The following is a 24,977-nucleotide window of genomic DNA, read 5'->3' as shown; positions in this document are numbered from 1 at the left end:
GACTACTTGGCGCGGCGCCGCGCTCCGCGCCGCATCTGCGAGGGACGCTTGGGCACGTCACCCGCGGCGACGGCGGCCTCACGCCGCTTCTGACCGTACTCCGCCAGAGCGGCCGCCAGGGCCGAAGCCGACGGTTTGTCCGCCATGACGTCCACCCGCAGCCCGAACTCCTCGGCCGTCTTGGCCGTCTGGGGCCCGATGACCGCGATCACCGTCGTGGTGTGCGGCTTGCCGGCGATGCCGACCAGGTTGCGCACGGTCGAGGAGGAGGTGAACAGCACCGCGTCGAAGCCGCCGGTCTTGATGGCGACCCGGGTCGGCTCGGGCGGCGGGGCGGCCCGGACGGTGCGGTAGGCGGTGACGTCGTCGCACTCCCAGCCCAGCTCGGTCAGCCCGGCGATGAGCGTGTCGGTGGCGATGTCGGCGCGCGGCAGCAGCACCCGGTTGATCGGGTCGAGCATCGAGTCGTAGGGCGGCCACTCGGCCAGCAGGCCCTCCGACGACTGCTCGCCGACCGGCATGAGGTCGGGCTTGACCCCGAACTCGATCAGCGCCCGCGCGGTCGCCTCGCCCACCGCGGCCACCTTGAGGCCGGCGAAGGCGCGGGCGTCGAGCCCGTACTCCTCGAACTTCTCGCGGATCGCCTTGACCGCGTTCGAGCTGGTGAAGGCCACCCACTCGTAGCGGCCGGTGACCAGGCCCTTGATCGCGCGGTCCATCTGCTGCGGGGTGCGGGGCGGCTCGACCGAGATGGTCGGCACCTCCTCGGGCACCGCGCCGTAGGAGCGGAGCTGCTCCGACAGGCCCGCGGACTGCTCCTTGGTGCGGGGCACCAGCACCCGCCAGCCGAACAGCGGCCGGGTCTCGAACCAGGAGAGCTGGTCGCGCATGCCGACCGCGTCGCCGACGACGATCAGCGCGGGCTCGGCGAAGCCGGCGTGCTTGAGGTCGGGCTGCATCCGGCCGAGCGTGGTGACCACGGTGTACTGCTCGGTGGTCGTGCCGCCGCTGGAGACGGCGACCGGCGTGGCGTCGGACCGGCCGTTGGCGACCAGCGCCTTGGCGATCGGCACGGCCTGCTCGATGCCGTTGTAGATGACCAGCGTGCCGGGACAGGCGGCGTGCGAGGCCCAGTCCTGCTCCTGCGCGGCGTCCACCACCCGGAACTCCGGTACGGCGGTCGCCGCCGGGATGCCCGCGTAGGTGAGGACGGCGGTCGCCGGCGGGACACCCGGGACGACCTCGAAGTCCACCTCAGCGGCGGCACAGGCCGCTGCCTCCTCGGCGATCGAGGAGAACAACATCGGGTCGCCCTCACACAGGCGCACCACGAGCTGGCCGGCCTGGGCGCGCCCGAGGTAATCGCCCTCGAGCACCTCCACGCCCTCGCGGCAGTGCCGCAGCAGCGGACCGTAGGCGTCCTCGTCGAGGACGACCACATCGGCCTTGGCCAGCAGTTCGGCGCCCCGCAGGGTCAGCAGGTCGGGATTACCCGGACCCGCTCCCACGAAGGCGACGAACGCTGAGGTCGGACTATCGGCGGTCAATGGGAATGCTCCCCCATCAATCTGTCGGCTCCTTCGGCCAGCATCTCCGCCGCCAGGAGGCGGCCGAGACGCTCGGCGTCCGAAGGGGAACCGGCGGCGGACTTGCGTACCGCCTGCGAGCCGTCCAGGGAGACGACCGCGGCGGTCAGGTTCAGCGTGTGCCCGTCGTCGAGGGCGTAGGCGCCGACCGGCGCCGAGCACCCCGCTTCGAGCGCGTTGAGCACGACCCGCTCCGCCGTGACGGCGGAACGTGTCCTTCCATCATCGAGCACGCTGAGGAACTCGACGAGAGGTGACTTCTCGGCCAGGCACTCCACGGCGAGCGCGCCCTGCCCGGGGGCCGGCAGCAGCTCCTCGACCTCGAAGACCTGGGCGATCTCCGCGGCCCGGCCGATGCGGTTGAGTCCGGCGCTGGCCAGCACGACCGCGTCGAGCTCACCCGAGGTGACCTTCCCGATCCGGGTGTCGGCGTTGCCGCGGATCGGCACGTACTCCAGGTCGGGGCGGAGCGCACGCAACATGGCGATGCGCCGCGGCGAGCCGGTGCCCACCCTGGCGCCGGCCGGCAGCTCGACCAGCCTGGCGGTGCCGACCAGCGCGTCGCGGTGGTCGTGGCGGGCCGGGAGAGCGGCGAGCACGAAGCGCTCGTCCGGCTTGGTCGGCAGGTCCTTCAGCGAGTGCACCGCGAAGTCGACCTCCTCCTCGACCAGCTTGTCGCGCAGCGCGCTGACGAACACGCCGGTGCCGCCGAGCTGGGCCAGGTGGGCCTTGGTGACGTCACCGAAGGTGGTGATGCCGACCAGCTCCACCGGGCGGCCGGTGGCCGCGGTGTAGGCGTCGGCGACCATCTGGGACTGCGTGGTCGCCATGAGGCTGCGCCGGGTGCCCAGTCGTAGTGCTCTCACAGCTCCACCTCCCTGACGGCTTGGGGCATCTTCGGGTCCAAATCGAACAGCTCGCGCAGAGCCTCCGCATAATGATCGCCCCCCGGGGAGGTGGCGAGCCGCTTGACACGCACAGTCGGCTCGTGAAGGAGTTTGTCCACGACCCGCCGCACGGTCTGCGTCACCTCCTCGCGGGCGTGCTCGTCGAGCTCGGGCAGGCGCATCAGCAACCGGCCCAGTTCGGCCTCGACGACACCGGCGGCCTTGCTGCGCAGCGCCACCACCGTCGGGGTGACCCGGGCGGCGCGCTCGGCGTGGAGGAAGGCCTCCAGCTCCTCGGCGACCAGGGCGCGGACGGCCGCGACGGCCTCCTCACCGCGTACGGCGATGCCGGAGTCCCTGATCGTCTCGAGGTCGGCCAGGGTGACGCCGGGCAGCTCGCGCACGGCCGGGTCGACGTCGTGCGGCATCGCCAGGTCGAGGATGAAGACCGGCTTGGTGACCAGGTCGGGCGTGATCACGTGGTGGCCCGCGCCGACGCACGAGACGACCAGGTCCACCTCGGACAGGTCGATCTCGCCCAGGCCGATCGCCCGGCCGCCCACCGACTCGGCCAGCCGCGCGGCCCGCTCGAAGGTGCGGTTGGCGACGACGATCTCCCCCAGACCGGCGCGCGCCAGCGTGGCCACCGCCAGGCCGCTCATCGAGCCGGCGCCCACGACCAGGGCCCGCTTGCCCGCCACCGGCCCGGCGAGCTGCAGGCCCGCGCCGACCAGGGAGGCTCCGGCCAGGTCGAGCTCGGTGTCGGCGTGCGCCCGCTTGCCCACCCGCAGCGCCTGCTGCACCAGCTCGTTCAGGACCGCGCCCGCGGTGCCGTGCTCCTGCGCCAGCTTGAGCGCCTGCCGTACCTGGCCGAGGATCTGGCCCTCGCCCACGACCATGGAGTCGAGGCCGCAGGCGACCGAGAACAGGTGCTCGACCGCGCGGTCCTCGTAGTGCACGTAGAGGTTCTTGGTCAGGTCGTCCACGCCGCTGTGCACCGAGAGCAGATCGGTGATCGCGGTCAGCGCGGGGTGGAAGCGGTCGACCGCCGCGTACACCTCGACCCGGTTGCAGGTGGAGACGACCATGGCCTCCGCCACGCTCACGTCCTGCTGCACGTCGAACAGCAGCTTCTCCAGCCGCTCCCCGGCGACCGCGACGCGCTCCAGCAGGGCCACCGGAGCGGTCCGGTGGCTCAGCCCGACGACGAGAACGCTCATTGACTATCCACGGCCATCAGTGGCCCCCCACTTTCGCGATCCGCTTTGCGCTGCTCGTGGAACGCAAGGATCTGCAGCTCGATCGATAGGTCGACCTTACGGACTTCGACGGTGTCCGGCACGGAAAGCACGACGGGGGCGAAGTTCAGGATGCTGGTGACGCCCGCGTTGACCACCCGGTCGCACACCGCCTGGGCCGCGGCCGCCGGTGTCGCCAGGACCACGATCGACACCCCGCGCCGTTTGATCACGGTTTCCAGTTCGTCGATGTGTACGACATTCAACCCCGCGATGGTGTCGCCCACCACTTCGGGGTCCGCGTCGAGCAACGCGGCCACCCGGAAGCCCCTGGAGACGAAACCGCCGTAATTGGCCAGCGCGCGGCCCAGGTTACCCACTCCGACGATGGCGACGGCCCAGTCCTGGGTGAGGCCGAGCTCCCTGGAGATCTGGTAGACGAGGTACTCCACCTCGTAGCCGACGCCGCGCGTGCCGTACGAGCCGAGGTGGGACAGGTCCTTGCGCAGCTTCGCGCCGTTCACCCCGGCGGCGGTCGCCAGGTCTTCGGAACTGACCGTGGCTATCCCCCGCTCGGCCATGCCGTTCAGCGCCCTGAGGTACAGCGGCAGCCTGGCCACCGTCGCCTCGGGAATGCCGCGGTCACGGGTTGGGGACGGGCGACGGGACACGGAGCTCCAGGTCGTGCGGGCGATCCGGGTTCCCGGCATCGCGTCAATGAAATCGAACCATCCTTCAGGTTAATCCCTTTGTGAACCGATGCACAAAGTCACTGGGTAGTGTTGGCCCCATGCATCGCGTCACCTTGCTCGGCAAGCCCGGCTGTCACCTGTGCGACGACGCGCGCGAAGTGATCGCGCGCGTGAGCGGCGAGCTCGGTGTGTCGTGGACGGAAGTCGACATCAATTCCTCGCCCGAGCTGCAGGAGAAGTACTGGGAGCTGATCCCCGTGACGCTCGTCGACGGGGTGCAGCACGACTTCTGGCGCGTCTCGGAGGAGCGGCTGCGAGCGGCGCTCGCCTAGAAGCCGCTCCCCTGGAAGAGCCCTAGAAGAGCGCGGTCGGGAGCGGCATCACCTTCGCCGCGTTGACCGTGAGCTCGATCACGTTGGTGGCCAGCACCATCGGCTGGCGTTCGCCGATGAACCGCTCGACGTGCGGCTGGCGCTGGTGGTCGGCGTAGGCGACGTCGTCGCGGTAGAGCTCGTAGACGATGCGCTGGAGCGGCGCGGACTTCACCCCGTGGCAGACGTAGAGCAGCGTGTCGGGCTCGTTGCGGCGCACCGCCTCGACGGCCTCCTCGGCCAGCCGGTCGAAGGCCTCGCCGTAGCCGTCCATCAGGGTGAAGACGGTGAGCAGGCCGAAGATCTTGGGCGAGGGGCGGTTGCCGGCCGCGGGGGCGGAGGCGCCGAAGACGTCCGCGCCGGGGTACATGATGCCGGTCGCGGGCATGCTCGGCTCCTGCGGGCGGCCGTAGCCCGGCGGGATCGGCTGCGGGCCGGTCTGCGGGTAGTTCTGGGGGGCGCCGTGCCTGCCGTACTCGGGGGCCGGCGGCTGCTGCGGCGCGGCCCCGTTCGGCAGGAACAGCCCGGTGGCCGGGCCGGAGTCGAAGGCCGGCTCGGGACGGTACTCGGGCGCCAGGGTGCCGCCGCGGAACTCGGGTGCCGAGTCGCCGGCGCGGTACTCGGCCACCAGCTCGCCCAGCCCGGAGCTGTGCCGGGGCCGCACGGGCGCGGGGGCCTGCTGCTGGGGCGGCGGCTCGGCGAAGGACTTCGGGTGCGCGCGGTCGCGGTCGGCGGTGATGGCGTCCTCCTCGTCGTCCTCGTACGGCGCCAGCGGGCGCAGCACGCAGTACCACAGGCCCGCCGCGGCGACGAGCAGCAACGCGGTGGTGAAGACCCCCGGCACGGTGAAGCGCAGGGCGCCCAGCAGGGCCAGCCCGGAAGGCGCGACCACCAGGGTGGCGTGCAGGTTGTCCAGGTCGTACTCGTCGCCCCTGCGCCAGCGCAGCACGGCCAGGACGATGCCCCCGACCATGAGCAGCGCGGTAATTATGTGCACGCCGAAAAGGGCGTACCCGGCGAAGATCGGCGACCAGTGCGTCGCGGCGAGAGGCAGCGACTTGCCCATGGAGCCGGCCTTGGCGACCGGGTCGAACAGGATCACCACGGCCACGACCACCGTCACCGCGATGCCGCCCAGCCACGCCGCGAAGCGCGGCGGCACCCGGTCGGCCAGCAACTGCACCAGCCCGATGCCCATCCACAGCGGCGCCAGCAACGAGCCGCCGAGCTGGTAGATCTTGAAGGTCCAGGTGCCGAAGCCCACCAGGTGCCCGAAGCCGATGCCGCCCAGCGCCAGCGCGAGACCGGCCGCTGCAACGGTCCAGGCGATCAGCCACCCCTCCGGCTCCTCCCGGAGGCGACTGGCCAGGGCTCCCGCGGCGACCGCGGCGAGAAGCGCTCCGGCGAACGCAAGGACGGCAACGAGGATCTCCATGATGACTCCAATGCTGCCTGACAATGCTGCTCGGCGGATAGCCGAAAGAGGGGAAACGTGTGGCCACACGGTATCCGGGAGGGATGACTACCTGTGCCACGCGGGGTAAGGCATTGACGAAAGCAGCCGCAATCCGCACTATCCCAAGTCGGGAAGTAGCTCTTAGAGTGTTCCGAGCACGCCGAACCCCCAGGGAAACCGGATGCCAGAGCCTGCCCCCCAGTCATGGTCGCTCGCCGGGATCATGACCGCGACCGCACCCCGGCCGAGCGAGCTCGCCGTGCGCGAGGACGACCTCCGCACGCTGGTGCTGCGCGCCAAGACCGGTGACAGCGACGCCTTCGGAACGCTCTACGACCGCTACCTGGACCTGGTCTACCGCTACATTTACTTCCGCGTCGGCTCCCACGCCCTGGCCGAGGACCTGACCAGCGAGACCTTCCTCCGCGCTCTGCGCCGCATCGCCGACTTCACCTGGCAGGGCCGCGACTTCGGCGCCTGGCTCGTGACCATCGCCCGGAACCTGGTCACCGACCATTACAAGTCCGGGCGCTACCGGCTGGAGATCCCGACCGGGGAGGTGCTCGACGTCCCGCTGGACGGGGCGCACATCCCCGAGAACGCCGTGGTCACCGCGCTGGTCAACGACCGCCTGCTGCGTGCCGTACGGGATCTCAACCCCGAGCAGCAGGAGTGTGTGGTGCTGCGGTTCCTGCACGGGCTGTCCCTGGCGGAGACCGCGCTGATCATGGGGAAGAAGAGTGGAGCGATCAAAGCGCTGCAGTTCCGGGCGGTCCGCGCGCTGGCGCGGGCACTCAAGCACGACCTCACCCCCGACTCGGCGTAACCTCGCCACGCGGGCCCTCGTTAGGCCCTGTACACGGGTGGATCACGCTCTAAGAAGGTCTCATGCGTAAGTCGCGGCGCGAAGCGGAAGAGCGCCTCATGGCTCAGCTCGCGGAGTTGCAGCACGCTCCGCTGGGCGGCGGGCCCGACGCGACGTTCCGTGCCAAGCTGCGCGAGCAACTCATGACCGCCGGTCCCGCCCCCGCCGAGCCGCTCGCCCGGCCGGTCCGCCCGGTGCGCCGGCTGTCGTGGTTCACCCAGCTCGCCACGGTCGGGCTGACCGCCTCGATGATGGTCTGGGCCGCGCTGACCTACCACTCGCTGCCCGGCGACGCCCTCTATCCGCTCAAGCGGGCCGCGGAGGACACGCTGGTACGGCTGAGCGCCGACCCGGTCGACCGCGCCGAGCGCGAGCTCGTCTCCGCCAAGACCCGCGCCGAGGAGCTCAACGCGCTGCTCGACTCCCCCGACGGCGGGCAGCACGTCGCGGCCACCCTCGACGACATGGCGACCAGCACCCGCTCCGGCATCAGCAAGCTGCCCCGCTCGACGACGGTCAAGGAGTTCGCCGAGGACCAGCGCGACATGGTCGAACCCATGCTGGAGCGGGTCGCCGGGGCCGACCAGGACAAGGTCAACGGTTACCTGCAGTACATCGACGGTCTCGTTGCCCCGCAATGAGACCCCTTAAGCTGACTTCATGATGCGGCTTCTACGACGACGACGGCATCAGGGGGAAGCGGAGATCGCCGGCGAGGTGGCGGCGGCGGCCGCCGTCGCGGCCGAGCCCGAGGCCGCTCCACCTGACCCCGAGGCGGCCGCCTTCTTCGACGTCGACAACACGATGATGCGCGGCGCGTCGATCTACCACTTCGCCCGGGGCCTGGCCACCCGCGGCATGTTCAGCACCTCCGACCTGGTGCGCTTCGCCCTCGGCCAGGCCGCCTTCCGGCTGCGCGGCAGCGAGAACCCCGAGCACATCGCGGTCGCCCGCGAGACCGCCCTGGCCTTCGTGGCCGGGAGCAAGGTCGAGGACGTGGTACGGCTCGGCGAGGAGATCTACGACGAGGCGATGGCCGACCGCATCTGGGCCGGCACCCGCGCGCTGGCCCAGTCGCACCTCGACGCCGGCCAGCGGGTCTGGCTGGTCACCGCGACCCCGGTCGAGCTGGCCCGGGTGATCGCGCAGCGGCTCGGCCTGACCGGCGCCCTGGGCACGGTCGCCGAGACCGCCGACGGCGTCTACACCGGCCGCCTGGTCGGCGACCTGCTGCACGGGCCGGCCAAGGCCGAGGCCGTCCGGGCGCTCGCCCGGCGCGAGGGCCTCGACCTCACCCGCTGCACCGCCTACAGCGACTCCGCCAACGACCTGCCGCTGCTGTCGCTCGTCGGCCGGGCGGTGGCCATCAACCCCGACTCCGAGCTGCGCGAGCACGCCCGCGCGCACGACTGGGTGATCAAGGACTTCCGCACCGGCCGCAAGGCCACGCTCACCGCGCTGCCGATCGCCGCCGGCCTCGGGGCCGTGGCGGGCGGCGTCGCGGCGGCCATCGCGCTACGCCGCCTCTACCGTCGAGGCTGACCGTCACTCCAATCGGCGGAACAGCGCGCGCGCTTCCTCCGTGACCAGGAGCACCCGGTCCGGATCCCCGGGAGCGGCCTTGACCGGCACGGAGCCGTAGTCGATCCGGGTGCCGGCCAACCCCAGGGCCAGCGCCTGCATGGCCTCCGGGTCGAAGTCGTCGTCGGTCCTGACCCAGGAGCCGGCGGCCCGGAGGAACTCGGCGAGCCTGCCGGCATCCGTCAGGTGCCGCCGGGCACTGGCGGCCAGCGCGCGCAGCACGGTCAGCTCGCGGGTCAGCTCACTGCCCGAGCGCAGACGCAGGTAACCGACCGCCTGAGCCCCGGTGAGCACCTGCCGCCCGGCCTTGAGGTGCAGTTTGGCCCGGGCGTCGTCGATCGGCTCCGCGAGGGTCACCTCGATGCCGCCGACCGCGTCGACCATCGACGCCAGGCCGGCGAAGCCGAGCTCGACGGCGTGGTCGACGCGCACGTCCACCGCCTTCTCGACGGTCTCCCGGGTGCAGCGCAGGCCCCCGGCAGCATGGGCGGCGGTGATCAGGCCCTGCTTCCCGCCCCCGCAGGAGGGCAGCGTGACCGTGGTGTCGTCCGGGATGGTGACGACCTGGCCCCGCTTGCGGTCGGCGGTGATCTGCACGACCAGCAGCAGGCCGCTGCGCTCGCCGTCGCTGCCGACGACCAGGATGTTCAGCGGCCCCGGCGCCGCCGCCGGACGTGGGCTCGTCAGGACGTCGATGGTGTTGGACTGCGAGTTCACCAGCACGGAAGGCACCGCGATGGCCAGGACGGTCACCGCCGCGGCCAGGGAGAGGGTGAACCAGCCCGTCCGGCGGCGTCGCGGCCTGCCGTACATGGTCTCGCGCCGGCGGGCCAGCGTGGCGGGCGGCTCGCTCTCCAGCTCCTGCCCGAGGTCTCGCAGGATCCGCAGGTCGTCCATCACGCCTCCTCCAGGGGGTTGGTGTCGCCGAGCGCGGCGCGCACCTTGCGCCGGGCCCGATTGAGTCGCGAGCGCACGGTGCCGATCGGGATGTCGAGGGCCCGGGCGATCTCCTCGTAGGCGAGGTCGCCCCAGGCGAACAGGAGCAGCACGTCACGGTCCCTCTTCTGCAGGACGGCCAGCGCCCGGGCGAGCTCGCCCCGCGCGGCGCGGGCGCTCACCCCGGCGGCGACGTCGTCGGCGGGGAACGCGGCGGGCCCGTCCACCGGGCTGCGCAGCAGGGCGCGGTAGCGGGCCTGCTCGGTGCGGTGGTGGCGGGCCAGGAGCTTGGTGGCGATGCCGAACAGCCAGGGCCGGGCGTCGAGGTAGGACTGGTCGTAGCGGTGCCGCCGGGCGAAGGCCACGGCGAAGGTCTCACCGACGAGGTCCTCGGCGCCCTCCGGCCCGATCCGGCGCGACACGTAGCGGTAGATCATGCCGGAGTAGCGGTCGAACAGCGCCGCGAAGGACTCCGGCCGGTCCAGGGACTCGCGAACCACGTCGCTGTCCAGAACCCCGGGGAGCGGGGGTGCGGTCATAGAGCCGTGTCTTCCGTCGGGGAATCGGTCGAAGGGTTCTCTCCACTTCGCCCCGGCCGGGTTCACAGGAAGGCGTGACCGCGCTTCAGCCGCAACTCGTTCAGCATCGTCTGGATGGCCTCGCGGACGTGGTCGGTGAGGTTGAAGACCACCATGGGGTCGTCGGCCGCCGCCGGCTCGAACTCGTCGGTGCGGATCGGCTCGCCGAACTCGATCATCCACTTGGACGGCAGCGGCACCAGCCCGAGCGGCCCCAGCCACGGGAAGAGCGGGGTGATCGGCAGGTACGGCAGGCCCAGCAGCCGGGCGAGCGTCTTGAGGTCGCCGATCTTGGGATAGATCTCCTCCGCCCCCACGATCGCGGTGGGCACGATCGGCACGCCGGCCCGGATCGCCGAGGCGACGAAGCCGCCCCGGCCGAAGCGCTGCAGCTTGTAGCGCTCGGAGAAGGGCTTGCCGATGCCCTTGAAGCCCTCGGGGAAGACGCCGACGAGCTCGCCCTTGCGCAGCAGCCGGTCGGCGTCCTCGCGGCAGGCCAGGGTGTGGCCGGACTTGCGGGACAGGTGGCCGAGCAGCGGGAGCCGGTAGACCAGGTCGGCGCCGAGCAGGCGGCAGGGCCGACCGGCCTCGTCGTGCAGGGCGACCTGCATCATCAGCGCGTCGATGGGGAGCGTGCCGGAGTGGTTGGCCACGACCAGCGCGCCGCTGTCGTCCGGCAGCCGGTCGAGGCCGAGCGTCTCGACCCGGAACCAGTGCCGGTAGATCGGCCTGGCCAGCTCCATCAGCAGGTTGTCGGTCAGGTCGGGGTCGTAGCCGAACTCGTCGACCTCGTACTCCCCCGTCAGCCGGCGCCGCACGAAGGCGAGCGCCTTGGCCAGCGGGTCGGGCTCGCCCTCCTTCGCGTAGGAGGGCGCCTCGGTGATCGGGATCACCCGGGCGTGGTCGTGGTCGTGGCCGTTGGCGGGGTCGGAACTCACCGGTGGGACCTCAGGAAGTCGTCGAAGGCGGCGGCGGTGCTGAACTTCAGCGGCCGGCCCAGTTCGTCCGCCACGCGCTGGCTGTCCACCGCGCGGCCGTGGCTCATCAGGCGGAGCTGCTCGGGCGAGAAGTCGACCAGGCCCGCCCGCCGGGCGACGTCACCGATCAGGCTGAAGGCCGGGGAGGGCAGCGGCAGCGGCACCCGGCCGGCCCGCCGCAGGCACTGCGACAGCAGAAGCACGCCTGCCCCGGCCACGTTGAACGTGCCGGGGTGGTCGTCGTTCGCCATGGCCCGAAGGACCTCGACCGCGTCGTCCTCGTGGACGAACTGCAGCCGGGGGTCGAAGCCGAACACGGTCGGCACGACGGGCTGGGCGAAGTAGCGGGTCAGCGGCGAGTCGACGCCGGGGCCCATGAAGTTGGCGAAGCGCAGCGTGGAGACGCAGATGTCGGGCCGCCGCCGCGCGAAGCCGCGGACATAGCCCTCCACCTCGACCGCGTCCTTGGCGTAGCCGTGCGAGGGCCCGTCATGCGGCTCGTAGTCCTCGGTGAAGACCGCGGGGTCTCGTGGCGAGGAGCCGTAGACCGCCGTGGTGGAGCGGACCACCACGCGGCGCACGGTCTCAGAGCGCTGGCAGGCGCCCAGCAACTGCATGGTGCCGATCACGTTGTGCTCTTTCATGGCCGCCCGGCCGGACTCCCGCGAGGGAGCGCTGACCAGGCTCATGTGCACGACCGTGTCGATGTCGGCGGCCGCGATCACCTGCGCGATGTCGGGACTGCGCAGGTCCACGCGGACGAACTCGGTCTTCCCCAGGGACATGCCGCCGTCTCGCGTGAGCGAGGGGGGCGGCACGGTGTCCACTCCGATGACACGAGTGATCCCGGGGTCGGCGGCGAGCACGCTCGCCACCCGGGCGCCGATGTGGCGCGAGACCCCTGTGACGAGCACGGTGCGGGTCATCGGCGCCTCACAGCTACGTCCGCTACTTCTTGTTACGTCGCTGGATGCGCGTCTTCTTGAGCAGCTTGCGGTGCTTCTTCTTGGCCATCCGCTTGCGGCGCTTCTTGATGACAGAGCCCATGGGACCCCCAGGGTGATGGTTATCTACAAGTGAAACCGGTGCGCGGAGCGCACACCGGGTCACAGACTACCGGCGATCCGTGGTAGATCGCCCCCTGGGGGGTGAAGCCCGGCCACCGGAGCGGCCGGGCGTCTCACCTGGATCATGTATTCACGCCCGGTCTCGGACGAGCGCTACCCGAAGGGTCGGGGCTTTCGCCTCAACCCGCCTCGATGTAGGCCTCCCGCAGATAGTCGTGCACCGCCTGCTCCGGCACACGGAACGAGCGGCCGACCCGGATGGCCGGCAGTTCGCCCGAGTGCACCAGCCGGTACACCGTCATCTTGGACACCCTCATGACAGTGGCCACTTCTGCCACGGTCAGGAACTTCACCTCGCTGAGAGGTCTTTCGCCTGCACCCATCGGACGCCTCTTCCGCACGTGTTTCCGGGTTATCCCCACTGGTGCCATTGCTCACGCACGTGTACTGCCGTCAGCGTAAGTCGGGACTCCGAGTGCGCAAACCCCCTATTTTCCCAGTTATCGGAGCCACCTGTCAGCCGAACCAGCAAACATGCTGGCCAGCAGCCGGGCCGTGCCCCTCGCCTAAAGGTTGGAACTGTCCAACTTCGTACACATAAGAGTCGCCCGAGCCCGCCCATGAGTTGGCAAAGGGGCGACGAGCCTCTCGAAATGCAGGCGCGAAAAGACGGTATAGGGAGGACCGAATTCGACTCAACTGGCCCGTGAGGCACGTGTGACGAGGCGCTCCGCCAACGGCGCGTAATAGCGCGGCAGCACGTTGTCGTCGAGCGGGACGACCACCTCGACCTTGCCTTCGGCCTCGCCGAGGAACAGCGCGGGGTCGTTGCTGTCGGCGAAGCCCACGGTCGCCAGCCCGGCCTCGCCGGCCGCTCCGGCCCAGCCGTGGTCGGCGACGACCAGATCCGGCCGCTCGTCCCCGAGCTCGGCCAGCATGGCCTGCATGGGGGCCGGGTCGTGGGTGTGCACGAAACCGCCGCGGTCGTCGAGCATGGCCACGTCACCGAGGTAGCGGATGACCCGCCGGCGACCGAAACCCTGTCCCCAATAGCTCCAGCCCTCGGCCGGGGTCAGCAGCGTGGCACCGCGGGCCGCGGCGAACCGGGCCAGCTCCAGGTGGACGGCGAGCAGCCCGGTCGGGTGGCCGGTGGCGAACAGCAGCTTCGGGTTCGGCTTGGCCAGCGCGGCGGCCAGGCGGTCGGCCATCGCGTCGAGCGCGTCGATGGTCCGGTCGGGGTCGATGGTGTCCTGGCCGTGCCGGTGCTTGGGATCGGCGTTCACGCCGGCCGACTTGGCCATCAGCGCGAGGATGTCGCGGAAGGACCACGCCTGCTCGACGCTCAGGCCGAAGGTGTAGTGCGGGTCGCGGTTGGCCAGCGACGCGTAGTGGTCGAGGTTGTTCTCCCGCGGAGTCGCGACCTCGCCGGCGATCCGGGTGCGGATCAGGTGCTCGCGGAGTTCGTCGCGGCTGAGCACGGGTGTCCTCTCCTTCTTCGACTCTCGACTCTCGACGACCTGGGCGGCCTAGGGCTGCGGGTCGAGCCCGTGGAAGGGGAAGACGGCGGTCCGGGTCGCCATGATCGCCCGGTCGATGGGATCCGCTGGATCATAACCATCGGCGAAGTCCTGAAATTCCGGGACACGGCCGTCGGTCATGGTCAGCGGGGGCGCCTCCCGGGTGCGCTCACGGACCATCGCCTGCCACCCGGCCCCGGTCGGCGTGCGCGGATCGAGCGGGTGCCCGGAGGCCTCGGCGATGAGGTGCGTCCACGCCCTCGGTACGACCTGGACCAGCTCGTACCCGCCGCCGCCGGTGACCACCCAGCGCCCGCCGGCCGTCTCGTGCGCCAGCCGGTGCAGCTCCGCGTAGGCCGTGCGCTGGCCGTCGAGGCTGAGCATCAGGTGCGCCAGCGGGTCGAGGGCGTGGCTGTCGCAGCCGTGCTGGGTCACCAGGACGTCCGGCCGGAACTCGCGCAGCAGCGGCGGCACCACGGCGTGGAAGGCCCGCAGCCAGCCGGAGTCGCCGCAGCCGGCCGGGAGCGCCACGTTGACCGCCGAACCCTCGGCGCCCGTCTCGGCGGCCCACCCGGTGCCCGGGAAGAGCGTGCGGGGCGACTCGTGCAGGCTGATCGTCAGCACCCGCGGGTCGTCGTAGAACAGCGCCTGCACGCCGTCGCCGTGGTGGACGTCGACGTCCACGTAGGCCACCTTCTCCACGCCCTGCGCCAGCAGCCAGGCGATCGCCACGGCCGGGTCGTTGTAGACGCAGAAGCCGCTGGCCTGGCCGGCCATCGCGTGGTGGAGGCCGCCGGCGACGTTGACGGCGTGCTCCGCCGTACCCTCGAGGACCGTGCGGGCGGCGGCCAGCGAGGCGCCGGCGATCAGCGCGGAGGCTTCGTGCACGCCGGCGAAGGCGGGGTTGTCCGAGGTGCCGAGGCCCGCCGACAGGTCGGCCGCGCCGGTGGCCGAGACCCGCTTGACCGCCTCGATGTAGCCGCGCTTGTGCACCAGGGCCAGCTCGTCGTCGGTGGCGGGGGCGCAGCCGACGACCTCGACGTGGTCGAGGACGCCCAGCTCGCGGGAGAGTGCCATGGTCAGCTCGACCCGGATGGGGGCGAGAGGGTGCCCCGGTCCGAAGTCGTAGGACGTCAGGGCGTCGTCCCAGATCACCCGCGCCGGTCCGGACATGAGTCTCCCTCCTCGGTTGCTGGCGACGTTACCGCAGGCGCGACGCCTGGTGTTCACACGGGCCCGCGCATCGTGGCCGGGGGTTCACCTGAGGGAAACATCCGGGTTTCTTACGCCGTGATCTAGGCTCGGAACGTGCGCTTATGGCGATTCGCCGGCCGCGCCCGCGTGGTGGACGGCGCGCTGGCCGGGGTCCTGGTGCTGATCCCCGGGCTCGGCCTGCTGTCCGCCGCCCTGCTGGGCCCCCTCGACACCGCCCCCGGCGCCGCGTTGTTCCTGCTGGCCGCCCTCCCCCTGCTGGTACGGCGGAGCCGCCCGGTGTACACGGCGACGACTGCCGTGGCACTCGACGTCGCGGGCACGCTCACCGTCACCCCCGCGGTGATCGTCGTGGCGGTCGTCGCGCTGTACAGCCTGGCCCGCTACGCCGCCGGCCGGACCGCGCTGCTGACCGGATCGGCCCTCGCCGCCGCGTACGGCGCCGCGCAGGTCGCCGAGCACGGCCTGAACGGCCTGTCCGTCGTGCTGATCTACCTGCTCGCGCTCGGCGCGGGCTTCCTCGTCCGCAACCTGGCCGAGCTGCGCGAGCGCCGCGAGCGTGAGGAGGCCGAGGCGGCGGTGCACGCCGAGCGCCGGCGCATCGCCCGCGAGCTGCACGACGTGGTCGCCCACCATCTGAGCGTCCTGCTCGTCCTGGTCGGCGGCGCCCGCGCGGTGTGGCCGGCGGAGCAGCCCGAGGCGCTCGACGCGCTGCGGGCCGCCGAGCAGACCTCGCGCCAGGCACTGGCCGAGATGCGCAAGCTGCTGCACGTGCTGCGGGCCGACGAGAACGGGCCCCCCGCCGGCGCCGCCGGGCTCGGTACGCTGGTCGAGCAGGCGCGGGCGGCCGGGCTGAGCGCCGGCGTGGAGGTCCGCGGCGAGCCGGTGCCGCTGCCCGCCCCGGTGGACCTGGCGGTCTACCGCATCGTGCAGGAGGCGCTCACCAACACGCGCAAGCACGCCCCCGGCGCCCGCGCGCGGGTGCGGCTGAGCTACCTGGAGGACGCGGTGGAGGTCGAGGTGCTCGACGACGGGCGCGGAGCCGAGCCGGGCGTGTCCGGCTACGGGCTGCGCGGCATGGCCGAGCGGGTGGCGCTGTGCGGCGGCAGCCTCGAGACCGGCTCTCCGGCGTCGGGCGGCTTCCGGGTGCTCGCTAGGCTGCCCCTGACATGATCAGAGTACTGCTGGCCGACGACCACGCCCTGGTGCGCACGGGCTACCGGCTGATGCTGAACGCCCAGCCGGACATCACCGTGGTGGGCGAGGCGGGCGACGGCGAGGAGGCCCACGCGCTCTGCGGCGAGCTGCGCCCGACCATCGTGATCATGGACTTGCACATGCCGCGACTGGACGGCGTCGCCGCCACCGAGCGCATCACCGCGGACTTCCCCGAGATCCGGGTGCTCGCGCTGAGCACCTTCGACCTCGACGAGAACGTGGTCGCCGCGCTGCGCGCCGGGGCCGACGGCTTCCTGCCCAAGGACATCTCCCCCGAGGAGCTCATCGAGGCGGTCCGCATCGTGCACCGCGGTGAGGCCGCCGTTGCGCCGCGGTTGCTCACCCGGCTGATCGGCACCTACGTGCGCGGCAGCCGCCCGCGCGCCGACGTGCACGGCCTCACCGGCCGGGAGCAGGAGGTGCTCGTGCTGATCGGGCGCGGCCTGTCCAACACCGAGATCGCCGGCGCGCTCGACGTCTCCCCCAGCACCGTCAAGAACCACGTGACCAGCCTGTTCGCCAAGATCGAAGTGCGGGACCGGGCGCAGGCCGTGATCGTGGCCTACGAGGCGGGACTGATCAGCCCTGGCGATTGACCGCAGGATCCAGGACGCCGTCCTCACCGGCCTGCTCGTGGCCATGGCGGTGGGGCTGGGCGTGGTCGGCTCGCAGGTGGGCGTGCGCGACGCGGTGCCGATCGCCGCGATGATGGCCGCGGCCTCGATCCCGCTGCTGGTACGGCGCAGCCACCCGCTCGTGGTGCTCGCCCTCAGCGTCGCCCTCGACCTGGCCGCGCAGGTGTGGCTGGGCACCGGCGCGACCAGCATCCAGCTCCTCATCGCGCTCTACAGCGTGGGCCGCTACACCTCCGGCCGGACCACGCTGATCGCCACCGTGCTGACCGCGGTGGTGCAGTTCATCGTCATCCTCAGGGTCGAGGACCTGCTGAGCGTGATCGTCCTGTTCGCGCTGACCGGCCTGGGGCAGCTCGTCCGGGTACGGGCCGAGCTCACCGCCCGGCGCAAGCGCGAACTCCTCGACAACGCGGTGCGCACCGAGCGCAGGCGGATCGCGCGGGAGCTGCACGACGTCGTGGCGCACCACATCAGCGTCATCAACGCGCTCGTGGGCGGGGCGCGGGCCGTCCTTCCGCCCGACCCCGGCGAGGCGCGTGAGGCGCTCCTGGCGGCCGAGCAGACCTCGCGGCAGGCGCTGGCCGAGATGCGCAAGCTGCTGCACGTCCTGCGCGCCGACGGGCAGACCGAGTCGGACCTGTCCGGCATCGGGGCCGGCGACCTGCCCGCGCTGGTCGCCCAGTCCGGCAACGCCTCGCTGGAACAGCACGGCGAACCGGTGCCGCTGCCGGCCGAGGTCGACCACGCGGTCTACCGGATCGTGCAGGAGGCGCTCACCAACACGCGCAAGCACGCGCCCGGCGCGCGGGTCAGCGTGCGGCTGGAGTACCGCGCCGGCGAGGTCGAGGTCGAGGTGCTCGACGACGGGCCGGGCAGCAGCCCGGGAGCGGAGGGCTACGGGCTGGACGGCATGGCCGAGCGGGTCAGCCTGTGCGGGGGCCGCCTGGAGGCGGGGCCGCGCGCGTCCAAAGGCGGCTTCCGCGTGCACGCGCTCCTGCCCCTGGAGTAGGAGCACGGTCCCAGGAATCGGCGCGCGGAACAGTTCCCCGGCAGGAGTCGCGAACGCCGCGAAACCGCGAACCTGGTGCCATGACGTCGATCCAGGCAACCAACCTGACCAAAAGGTACGGTCAGACCACCGCGGTGAACGGCCTGTCGTTCAGCGTCGAACCCGGTCAGGTCACCGGGTTCCTCGGACCGAACGGCGCGGGCAAGTCCACCACCATGCGCATGATCCTCGGCCTCGACCGCCCCAGCGAGGGCTCCGTCGTGGTCGACGGCCGGCCGTACGAGAAGCTGAGGCACCCGCTGCGCAAGGTGGGCGCGCTCCTGGACGCCAAGGCGGTGCACGGCGGCCGGACCGCCCGCAACCACCTGCTGGCGCTGGCCCAGAGCAACGGCCTGCCGAGGCAGCGGGTCGAGGAGGTGCTGGGCGTCGTCGGCCTCACCGAGGTCGCCAAGCGGCGCGTGGGCGGCTTCTCGCTGGGCATGTCGCAGCGGCTCGGCATCGCCGCCGCGCTGCTGGGCGACCCGGAGATCCTCATCTTCGACGAGCCGGTCAACGGGCTCGACCCCGACGGCATCCTGTGGATCCGCACGCTGATGCGGAAGCTGGCCGCCGAGGGGCGGGCGGTGTTCGTCTCCTCGCACCTGATGAGCGAGATGGCGCAGACCGCCGACCATCTGATCGTGATCGGCCGCGGGTCGCTGATCGCCGACACCAGCGTCGAGGAGTTCATCGGGCGCAGCTCGCAGGGGTACGTGCGGGTGCGGTCGCCCCGGCTGGCGGAGTTCGCCGCGTTGCTGCCGCAGGCCGAGCCGTACCACGACCACCTGCGGGTGACCGGCACGCCGGCGCTGGAGATCGGCCGCCTGGCCGCGCAACGCGGCTTGGAGCTGGAGGAGCTGACCTTCGTGCAGCCCACGCTGGAGGCGGCCTACATGGAGCTGACCAAGGACAGTCTGGAGTTCACGTCATGATCGACATCCTGCGTTCCGAATGGACCAAGCTGCGCTCGGTGCGCTCCACCATGTGGACCTTCATCGTGGCGGCCGTGCTCATGATCGGGTTCTGCGTGCTGATCTCCATCGCCGCGCTGTCCACGAACGAGCCCCTGGACGGTTTCGACGCCTTCGACTCCAGCATGGGCGGCTCGGTGTTCGCCTCGATCGCGCTGGCGACGCTGGGCGTGCTGAGCGTCTCCAGCGAGTACCGCACCGGGATGATCCGCACCTCGCTCCAGGCGGTGCCGCAGCGGCTCAGCCTGCTGGCGGGCAAGGTGCTCGTGTTCACCGCGGTCACCCTGGTCTACAGCGTGATCCTCAGCTTCGCCAGCTTCTTCACCGGCATGGCGATCCTGGCGCGGGAGAACATGGAGACCACGCTCGGCGCTCCGGGCGTGCTGCGCGCGCTGATCGGCACGGCGCTGCTGCTCACCGCCAGCGGCCTGTTCGGGCTGGCGCTCGGCTCGCTCATCCGGCACAGCCCCGGTGCCATCGTCACCGCGATCAGCATGATCCTCATCGTGCCGCAGCTCACCAACCTGCTGCCCGGCGAGTGGGGGCGCACGGTCAACGAGTACATGACGACCAACGCCGGCAACCTGGTCGCGCTCGTGGAGCCGCGGGCCGGCGCGATGGGGCCGTGGGAGGGGTTCGCCGTCTACCTGGCCTGGATCGCGGCGGTCGCCATCGCCGGGGCGGTCCTGCTCAAGAAGCGCGACGCGTGAGCCTCAGGTGGATCACGGGCGTCACTCGGCCCTGAGCGCGACCACGGGGTCGAGGCGGCCGGCGCGGCGGGCGGGGGCGACCCCGAAGAAGACGCCGACCGCCGCCGACACCCCGAAGGCGAGCACGATCGACCACCAGGTGATCGAGGCGGGCACCGGGGTGAGCGCCTGGATGGCCAGCGAGCCGCCCACCCCGAGCGCGATCCCCGCCAGCCCGCCGATCGTGGTCAGCAACACCGCCTCGATCAGGAACTGCGCCAGGATGTCCCGCTGCCGGGCGCCCAGCGCCTTGCGCAACCCGATCTCGCGGGTGCGCTCCCGGACGCTGACCAGCATGATGTTCGACACCCCGACCCCGCCCACCAGCAGGGAGATCCCGGCGATGGCGGCCAGCACCCCGGTGAGCATGCCGAGGATGCTGCCGATGGTGCCGAGCAACTGGGTCTGGGTGACCGCCGAGAACTGCTCGCCCGGATGCCGCTCGCGCAGCGCGCTCAAAACCCGCTCCTGCAGCGGCGCGATCTCGTCCGGGCCGCTGGCGCCGACCGCCATGCCGTTGATCCTGGACAGCCCCAGCAGCCGCTGGGCGGTGGTCACCGGCATGTGCACCTCGGCGTCGCGGGCCACCCCGAAGGTCGCGCCGACGGTGGCGTAGACGCCCACCACGCGAAAGCGCGCCCCCGAGATCGAGACCTGGCGGCCGATCGGGTCGAGGTCGCCGAAGAGCCTGTCGGCCACCTCCGAGCCGAGGACGGTCACCCGCCGCCTGGTGTCCACGTCGGTCCCGCTCAGGTGGCGGCCACGGGCGAGCGGGCGGTCGAAGATGTTCGGCAGGTTCTCGTCGGTGCCCACCACGGTGGCGAACCGCTCGGCGCGGCCGGCCCGCACGGTCTCCCCGGACTGCAGGGAGACGGTGACCTTGGCCGGATTGCCCACGACGCGGCGCACGTAGGCCACGTCGGTCAGGTCGAGCCGGCTCTGCGTGGGCGCGGCGCCGGTGGTGAGCTGGCCGGGCACGACCAGGATGATGTTGCTGCCCAGCCCGGCGATCTCCCGCTCGACGGCGTTCTTCGCGCCCGTGCCGATGGAGACCAGGATCACCACCGACAACACGCCGATGATCACGCCGAGCATGGTCAGCAGCGAGCGCATCCGGTTGACCCGCAGCGCCTCCAGCGCCATCAGGAACGCCTCGCGCGACCTCACGCCGGCTCCCCGGTGTCGAGCTCGATCAGCCCGTCGCGCACGTGGATCTGGCGGCGGGCGTGCGCGGCCACCTCGGCCTCGTGCGTCACCAGGACGACGGCGACGCCGCGCTCGCCGTTGAGCTCGTCGAGGATGCGCATCACCTCGGCGCCGTTGCGGGTGTCCAGGTTGCCGGTCGGTTCGTCGGCCAGCAGGACGGCGGGCTCCCCCACCAGGGCGCGGGCGATGGCCACGCGCTGTTGCTCGCCGCCGGACATCTGCGAGGGGCGGTGCTCCAGCCGGTGTCCCAGCCCCACCGACTCCAGCGCCGCCCGTGAGCGCCGCAGCCGCTCGGCCTTGGGGACGCCTCGGTAGACCAGTGGCAGGGCCACGTTCTCCAGGGCGGAGGTACGGCCCAGCAGATGGAAGGACTGGAAGACGAAGCCGATGGTCCGGTTGCGGAGCTCGGCCATCTCGGTGTCGGTCAGGGCGGCCACCTCGACCCCGTTGATCCGCAGCGAGCCCGTGGTCGGGCGGTCCAGGCAGCCCAGCAGGTGCATCAGGGTGGATTTGCCCGAGCCCGAGGGGCCGACGATCGCCACGAACTCGCCCCGGGCGATGCGCAGGCTCACCCCGCGCAGGGCTTCCACCGAGACGCCGTCCAGTTGGTAGGAGCGGGCGAGATCCACCGCCTCGATCGCCGCCAGACCGGCCTCGTCAGGTGCCGGAACCGCGGGCGCCGGGGTGGGCTCGGGGTCGGGGGTCATGAGAGGGTCTGGCCTTGCCGTACCGAGTCCGCGCCCTTGACCACCACGCGCTCGCCCGCGGTCAGCCCGCTGATCACCTCGACCAGGGTGTCCCCCTGCGCGCCCAGCTTGACGACCCGGCGCTCGGCCCGGCCGTCGCGCACGGCCCAGACCACGCTGTCCCGCCCGCTGGTGACGATCGCGGAGGCCGGGACGGCGACCGCGCCGCGCGCCTCCCGCACCGGGATCTGCGTCACCGCGCTCATCCCCGGCTTGGGGACCGGCGCGGCCGAGCCGTCGTCGAAGACGCCCTCACCCAGGGCGAGCCGGACCGGGTAGCTCACCCCGCCGGTGGTGTTCTGCTCGGGCGTGACCCCCACGGCCTGCACCTGCGCGGTGTAGGTCGCCCCCTGCACCGCGTCGAGCTCGACCTCGGCCCGCACGCCCGGCTTCACCAGCAGCACGTCGGTCTCGTCGATGTCGGCGGCCAGGGTCAGCTCGGAGATGTCGGTGACCGTGACGATCGTGTCGCCCGCCGACACCGGGACCCCGGTCGCCACCGGCGCCCCGCCGCCCCCGCTGGACGGTACGGCGGGCAGTTGCTGGCCGAGCAGGCTGCTGAGCGCGCTCGGCGCCCCCGACGAGCCACCGGAGCTGCTGCCCAGCGTGACCACGCCGGAGAAGGGCGCCTTGATGGTCAGCCCCGCGACGGTCTGCTCGGCCAGCTTCACCGCGGACCTGGCCTGCGCGGTCGAGGCGGCCTGCAACGAGCGCATCGAGGTGGCGAACCCGCCGCTGACCTGGGTGACGAGGCCGCCGATGCTGCGGTTGAGATCGGCCATGATGCGGTCGAGCGCCCGGGTCTGGGCCCGGTGCTGCGCCTCGGCCAGCCGGATCGCGGCCAGGAGCTGGCGGCGCACCCGGGTGTCCTTGATCTTGCCCGCCTCGGCGCGGGCCTTGGCGAAGTGCCGGGAGACGTGCCCGCCGAAGGAAGGCACCTTGATCGCCGCGGGTGCGGCCACGGACGGCACGCGGGGCGGCCTGGCCGCGCGGCGGGCCTGCTTGAGCTGCTCGGTGGCCTGCGGAGAGCTGATCTTCGCCAGGATCTGGCCCTTGCGGACCCGGTCGCCCTCCTGGACGTACAGCTTGGTGAGCGTGCCCTGCGCCGGCGAGCGTAAGGCCGCCGTCGCCCGGGCGCCGATGGTGGCCGGCGCCTCGACCACCTCCAGCACGTCGCCCCGGCCCACCTCCGCCACCTGGATCTGCGGCTGCTCCTCCGCGGAGCAACCGGCCAGCGCGGCTAACAACACGGCGGTCAACACCCGGCGTCGGATCACGACCTCATCGTAGGAGCCCGGTTCGCCGGTCGCCCGTTCAGGCGGGCACTCGCGCCAGCCGCCGGATCTGCGGTACGGCCAGCAGCACCACGCACCCCACGAGCGCCACGGCCGAGGAGAAGGCCATGACCTGCGCGGCCCCGAAGATCCCGCCCACCGGACCCGCCAGCGCCTGCCCGATCGGCATCGACACGATCGAGCCGGCGATCTCGAAGGCGCTGACCCGGTTGAGCGCCTCAGGCGGCACCTGCGTCTGGATGCTGGTCGCCCACATCACCGACCAGAACGCCAAGCCCACCCCGCCGAGCACGTGCCCGGCCATGATGACCCACAGCGGCGCCTGCACGGCCATGCTCAGCGGTTGCAGCGCGAACAGCAACATCCCGGCGGCCCCCGCCGCCAGGGGCCGGGCCGGCCGCACCCGGAGCGCGATCAGGCCGCCGATGATCGTCCCGGCGCCGCCCGCGGACAGCACCAGGCCGTAGGCCGTCTGCCCGTAGGCGCCCTTGACCAGCTCGACGCCGAGCGGGATGAGCGGGCCGAACAGGGTGATCCCGAAGATCGCCCAGATCAGGATGACGGCCCACATCCAGGTGCGTGACTTGAACTCCTGCCAGCCCTCGCGCAGCCGTACCAGCACCGGCTCCTCGCCGGTGACCCGCACGCGGGCGCGCATGAGCAGCAGGCACAGCGCGCTGGCCGCGAACCCGGCCGCCTCGATGCCGAACACCACGCCCGCGCCCGCCAGGCTCACCAGCAACCCGGCCAGACCCGGTCCGGCGAGCTGCATGATCGACTCGGCGACCTTGAGCGCGGCGTTGGCGCGTTGCACGTCGCCGGTGATGCGCGGGATCGTTCCAGCCACGCCCGGGGTGTACATCGCGGCGGCGGCTCCCGAGATCGCGGTGAGCACCAGGACCTGCCACAGCACCGGGTGGCCGGTCAGGAACAGGGTGGCGATCGCCGCCTGGGTCAGCGTCCGGGCCACGTCCGCGCCGACCATCATCCTGCGCGGGGTGAACCGGTCGGCGAAGACCCCGCCGAACAGGATCAGCCCGGCCACCGGCAGCATCCACGCCGCCAGCGCCAGCCCCACCCCGGTCGCGCCGTACCCCGCCGCGTCCATCCCCAGCGCCGTCGCCACCGGGACCATCGCACTGCCCAGCATGGAGACGGTCCGGGCGGCGAAGAACAGCCGGAAATCCCTGGTCCACATGGGGACTGATAGTAAACCTTACTAAAAGTCCCGCCCGTACCACCGGCCGGCGGGAGCCACGGTGGACAGCGCCCCCCTCATCCATGCGGCGAGCACCCCGTACGGCGGACCATGCCCCTGCCCAGACGCCGGCTCACCCGCTGGCGAGCTCCCGCCCCCGATCCCGAGCCGCCTCGATGGCCGCCAGAAACGCCGCCCGAACACTGTGCCGCTCAAGCTCGGCAATGGCCGCGATGGTCGTCCCCCCAGGCGAGGTGACCGCCTCCCGAAGGATGACCGGATGCTCCCCCGAGTCCCGAAGCATGATCGCCGCCCCCACGATCGACTGCGTGACCATGTCCAACGCCGCCGCCCGCGGCATCCCCAACAGGATCCCCGCGTCGACCATCGCCTCGACCAGGTAGAAGAAGTACGCCGGCCCACTCCCCGACAACGCCGTCGCCGCATCCTGCTGCGACTCGGGGATCCGCAGCACCTTGCCCACCGGCTTGAGCAGCGCCTCGGTGAGCCGCAGGTGCTCCTCCCCGGCGTGCGCCCCCGCCGAGATGACGCTCATCGCCTCGTCGAAGCGGATCGGCGTGTTCGACATGACCCGCACCACCGGCACCTCCGCGCCGAGCGCCTGCTCGACGAAGGCGGTGGTGATGCCCGCCGCCGCGGAGACGACCAGCCGGCCGGCGGGGACGTAGGGCGCGATCTCGGCCAGCAGGGCCGCCATGTCCTGCGGCTTGACCGCCAGGATCAGCGTGTCGGCGCTCTTGGCCGCCTCGGTGTTGGGCACCACGCGCACGCCGTACGTCTCGTGCAGCGCCTGCGCCCGTTCCTGCCGGCGGGCCGTGGCCAGGATGTCGCCCGGCTTGAACCCCGCGCGCAGCAGACCGGAGAGCAGGGCCTCGCCCATCTTGCCGGTTCCGAGGATCGCAATCATGTCCGCAGCATAGCGGCGGC

27 protein-coding genes are annotated in these 24,977 nt (G+C 71.9%); 9 read left to right on the top strand and 18 right to left on the bottom strand.

Annotated elements, in window-relative coordinates; translation table 11 throughout:
• Positions 1–2: 2 nt before the first annotated feature.
• Genes AB0I67_RS08615 through AB0I67_RS08600 form a run of 4 tightly spaced genes read right to left on the bottom strand, consistent with a single transcriptional unit; the run spans position 3 to position 4,382 of the window.
• Positions 3–1,547, bottom strand: a complete 1,545-nt coding sequence (locus AB0I67_RS08615) for a bifunctional uroporphyrinogen-III C-methyltransferase/uroporphyrinogen-III synthase (protein ID WP_357919771.1) — start codon at positions 1,545–1,547, stop codon at positions 3–5.
• Positions 1,544–2,452, bottom strand: coding sequence for a hydroxymethylbilane synthase (gene hemC, locus AB0I67_RS08610; protein WP_357919768.1), 909 nt, complete (start codon positions 2,450–2,452; stop codon positions 1,544–1,546). The genes AB0I67_RS08615 and hemC overlap by 4 nt, the downstream gene beginning before the upstream one ends.
• Positions 2,449–3,693, bottom strand: coding sequence for a glutamyl-tRNA reductase (locus AB0I67_RS08605; protein WP_357919765.1), 1,245 nt, complete (start codon positions 3,691–3,693; stop codon positions 2,449–2,451). The genes hemC and AB0I67_RS08605 overlap by 4 nt, the downstream gene beginning before the upstream one ends.
• The gene (locus tag AB0I67_RS08600; protein WP_357920383.1) at positions 3,690–4,382 is read right to left on the bottom strand and encodes a redox-sensing transcriptional repressor Rex; all 693 of its coding nucleotides are present in this window, start codon (positions 4,380–4,382) and stop codon (positions 3,690–3,692) included. The genes AB0I67_RS08605 and AB0I67_RS08600 overlap by 4 nt, the downstream gene beginning before the upstream one ends.
• Before the next feature lie 119 nt (positions 4,383–4,501).
• Between AB0I67_RS08600 and AB0I67_RS08595 the strand changes: the two genes are divergently transcribed.
• Positions 4,502–4,735: a glutaredoxin family protein gene (locus AB0I67_RS08595; protein WP_357919762.1), complete on the top strand. Its 234-nt coding sequence runs from the start codon at positions 4,502–4,504 to the stop codon at positions 4,733–4,735.
• A gap of 22 nt (positions 4,736–4,757) precedes the next feature.
• On the opposite strand, the gene AB0I67_RS08590 is transcribed toward AB0I67_RS08595, so the two are convergent.
• Positions 4,758–6,209, bottom strand: coding sequence for an antibiotic biosynthesis monooxygenase (locus tag AB0I67_RS08590; protein ID WP_357919759.1), 1,452 nt, complete (start codon positions 6,207–6,209; stop codon positions 4,758–4,760).
• 202 nt (positions 6,210–6,411) lie between these two features.
• Here AB0I67_RS08590 and AB0I67_RS08585 point away from each other — a divergent pair, with 202 nt between their 5' ends.
• From AB0I67_RS08585 to AB0I67_RS08575, 3 genes are all read left to right on the top strand, one after another.
• On the top strand, positions 6,412–7,056 hold the full coding sequence (locus tag AB0I67_RS08585; RefSeq protein ID WP_357919756.1) for a sigma-70 family RNA polymerase sigma factor: 645 nt from the start codon (positions 6,412–6,414) through the stop codon (positions 7,054–7,056).
• A gap of 62 nt (positions 7,057–7,118) precedes the next feature.
• Complete coding sequence (locus tag AB0I67_RS08580; RefSeq protein WP_357919753.1) at positions 7,119–7,736, top strand: DUF5667 domain-containing protein; 618 nt, start codon at positions 7,119–7,121, stop codon at positions 7,734–7,736.
• Between the two features lie 22 nt (positions 7,737–7,758).
• Positions 7,759–8,637 (top strand): HAD-IB family hydrolase, encoded by an 879-nt coding sequence (locus tag AB0I67_RS08575; RefSeq protein ID WP_357920380.1) that lies wholly within the window; start codon positions 7,759–7,761, stop codon positions 8,635–8,637.
• Between the two features lie 3 nt (positions 8,638–8,640).
• On the opposite strand, the gene AB0I67_RS08570 is transcribed toward AB0I67_RS08575, so the two are convergent.
• The 8 genes from AB0I67_RS08570 to AB0I67_RS08535 all read right to left on the bottom strand — a co-directional run bounded on the left by AB0I67_RS08570 (position 8,641) and on the right by AB0I67_RS08535 (position 14,924).
• Entirely contained in the window at positions 8,641–9,573 is a 933-nt protein-coding gene (locus AB0I67_RS08570) for an LCP family protein (RefSeq protein WP_357919750.1), read from the bottom strand.
• Positions 9,573–10,151, bottom strand: a complete 579-nt coding sequence (locus tag AB0I67_RS08565) for an RNA polymerase sigma factor (protein ID WP_357919747.1) — start codon at positions 10,149–10,151, stop codon at positions 9,573–9,575. The genes AB0I67_RS08570 and AB0I67_RS08565 overlap by 1 nt, the downstream gene beginning before the upstream one ends.
• A gap of 62 nt (positions 10,152–10,213) precedes the next feature.
• Positions 10,214–11,128, bottom strand: a complete 915-nt coding sequence (locus AB0I67_RS08560) for a lysophospholipid acyltransferase family protein (protein WP_357919744.1) — start codon at positions 11,126–11,128, stop codon at positions 10,214–10,216.
• Entirely contained in the window at positions 11,125–12,093 is a 969-nt protein-coding gene (locus AB0I67_RS08555; protein ID WP_357919741.1) for an NAD-dependent epimerase/dehydratase family protein, read from the bottom strand. The genes AB0I67_RS08560 and AB0I67_RS08555 overlap by 4 nt, the downstream gene beginning before the upstream one ends.
• Before the next feature lie 22 nt (positions 12,094–12,115).
• Positions 12,116–12,214 (bottom strand): AURKAIP1/COX24 domain-containing protein, encoded by a 99-nt coding sequence (locus tag AB0I67_RS08550; protein WP_018654693.1) that lies wholly within the window; start codon positions 12,212–12,214, stop codon positions 12,116–12,118.
• A 199-nt stretch (positions 12,215–12,413) separates the two neighbouring features.
• Positions 12,414–12,617, bottom strand: a complete 204-nt coding sequence (locus AB0I67_RS08545) for a helix-turn-helix domain-containing protein (protein ID WP_026214222.1) — start codon at positions 12,615–12,617, stop codon at positions 12,414–12,416.
• Between the two features lie 312 nt (positions 12,618–12,929).
• Positions 12,930–13,712 carry a phosphatase gene (locus AB0I67_RS08540; RefSeq protein WP_357919738.1) on the bottom strand — a complete coding sequence of 261 codons (783 nt, stop codon included), beginning with the start codon at positions 13,710–13,712 and terminating at the stop codon, positions 12,930–12,932.
• A 48-nt stretch (positions 13,713–13,760) separates the two neighbouring features.
• Entirely contained in the window at positions 13,761–14,924 is a 1,164-nt protein-coding gene (locus AB0I67_RS08535; protein WP_357919735.1) for an acetoin utilization protein AcuC, read from the bottom strand.
• 135 nt (positions 14,925–15,059) lie between these two features.
• On the opposite strand from AB0I67_RS08535, the gene AB0I67_RS08530 reads away from it, so the two are divergent.
• The 5 genes from AB0I67_RS08530 to AB0I67_RS08510 all read left to right on the top strand — a co-directional run bounded on the left by AB0I67_RS08530 (position 15,060) and on the right by AB0I67_RS08510 (position 19,545).
• Positions 15,060–16,136, top strand: coding sequence for a histidine kinase (locus tag AB0I67_RS08530; RefSeq protein ID WP_357919732.1), 1,077 nt, complete (start codon positions 15,060–15,062; stop codon positions 16,134–16,136).
• The gene (locus tag AB0I67_RS08525; protein ID WP_357919729.1) at positions 16,133–16,777 is read left to right on the top strand and encodes a response regulator transcription factor; all 645 of its coding nucleotides are present in this window, start codon (positions 16,133–16,135) and stop codon (positions 16,775–16,777) included. Before AB0I67_RS08530 ends, AB0I67_RS08525 begins: the two co-directional genes overlap by 4 nt.
• A gap of 43 nt (positions 16,778–16,820) precedes the next feature.
• Positions 16,821–17,825, top strand: a complete 1,005-nt coding sequence (locus AB0I67_RS08520) for a sensor histidine kinase (RefSeq protein ID WP_357919726.1) — start codon at positions 16,821–16,823, stop codon at positions 17,823–17,825.
• An 80-nt stretch (positions 17,826–17,905) separates the two neighbouring features.
• Positions 17,906–18,796 (top strand): ABC transporter ATP-binding protein, encoded by an 891-nt coding sequence (locus AB0I67_RS08515; RefSeq protein ID WP_357919723.1) that lies wholly within the window; start codon positions 17,906–17,908, stop codon positions 18,794–18,796.
• Positions 18,793–19,545 (top strand): ABC transporter permease, encoded by a 753-nt coding sequence (locus AB0I67_RS08510; protein ID WP_357919720.1) that lies wholly within the window; start codon positions 18,793–18,795, stop codon positions 19,543–19,545. The genes AB0I67_RS08515 and AB0I67_RS08510 overlap by 4 nt, the downstream gene beginning before the upstream one ends.
• 21 nt (positions 19,546–19,566) lie before the next feature.
• Here the strand turns inward: AB0I67_RS08510 and AB0I67_RS08505 are convergent, their stop codons facing one another.
• The 5 genes from AB0I67_RS08505 to proC all read right to left on the bottom strand — a co-directional run bounded on the left by AB0I67_RS08505 (position 19,567) and on the right by proC (position 24,957).
• The gene (locus tag AB0I67_RS08505; RefSeq protein ID WP_357919717.1) at positions 19,567–20,751 is read right to left on the bottom strand and encodes an ABC transporter permease; all 1,185 of its coding nucleotides are present in this window, start codon (positions 20,749–20,751) and stop codon (positions 19,567–19,569) included.
• On the bottom strand, positions 20,748–21,497 hold the full coding sequence (locus AB0I67_RS08500) for an ABC transporter ATP-binding protein (protein WP_357919714.1): 750 nt from the start codon (positions 21,495–21,497) through the stop codon (positions 20,748–20,750). The genes AB0I67_RS08505 and AB0I67_RS08500 overlap by 4 nt, the downstream gene beginning before the upstream one ends.
• Positions 21,494–22,813 carry an efflux RND transporter periplasmic adaptor subunit gene (locus AB0I67_RS08495; RefSeq protein ID WP_357919711.1) on the bottom strand — a complete coding sequence of 440 codons (1,320 nt, stop codon included), beginning with the start codon at positions 22,811–22,813 and terminating at the stop codon, positions 21,494–21,496. The genes AB0I67_RS08500 and AB0I67_RS08495 overlap by 4 nt, the downstream gene beginning before the upstream one ends.
• Positions 22,814–22,850: 37 nt before the next feature.
• The gene (locus AB0I67_RS08490; RefSeq protein WP_357919708.1) at positions 22,851–24,029 is read right to left on the bottom strand and encodes an MFS transporter; all 1,179 of its coding nucleotides are present in this window, start codon (positions 24,027–24,029) and stop codon (positions 22,851–22,853) included.
• Between the two features lie 133 nt (positions 24,030–24,162).
• Positions 24,163–24,957 (bottom strand): pyrroline-5-carboxylate reductase, encoded by a 795-nt coding sequence (gene proC / locus AB0I67_RS08485; RefSeq protein ID WP_357919706.1) that lies wholly within the window; start codon positions 24,955–24,957, stop codon positions 24,163–24,165.
• Between the last annotated feature and the right edge of the window lie 20 nt (positions 24,958–24,977).

The organism is Nonomuraea sp. NPDC050310 (genome assembly GCF_040655795.1).
GTDB lineage: Bacteria > Actinomycetota > Actinomycetes > Streptosporangiales > Streptosporangiaceae > Nonomuraea.
Note: the sequence above shows the minus strand (reverse complement) of the source record. Positions and strands in the feature narration are given on the sequence as shown.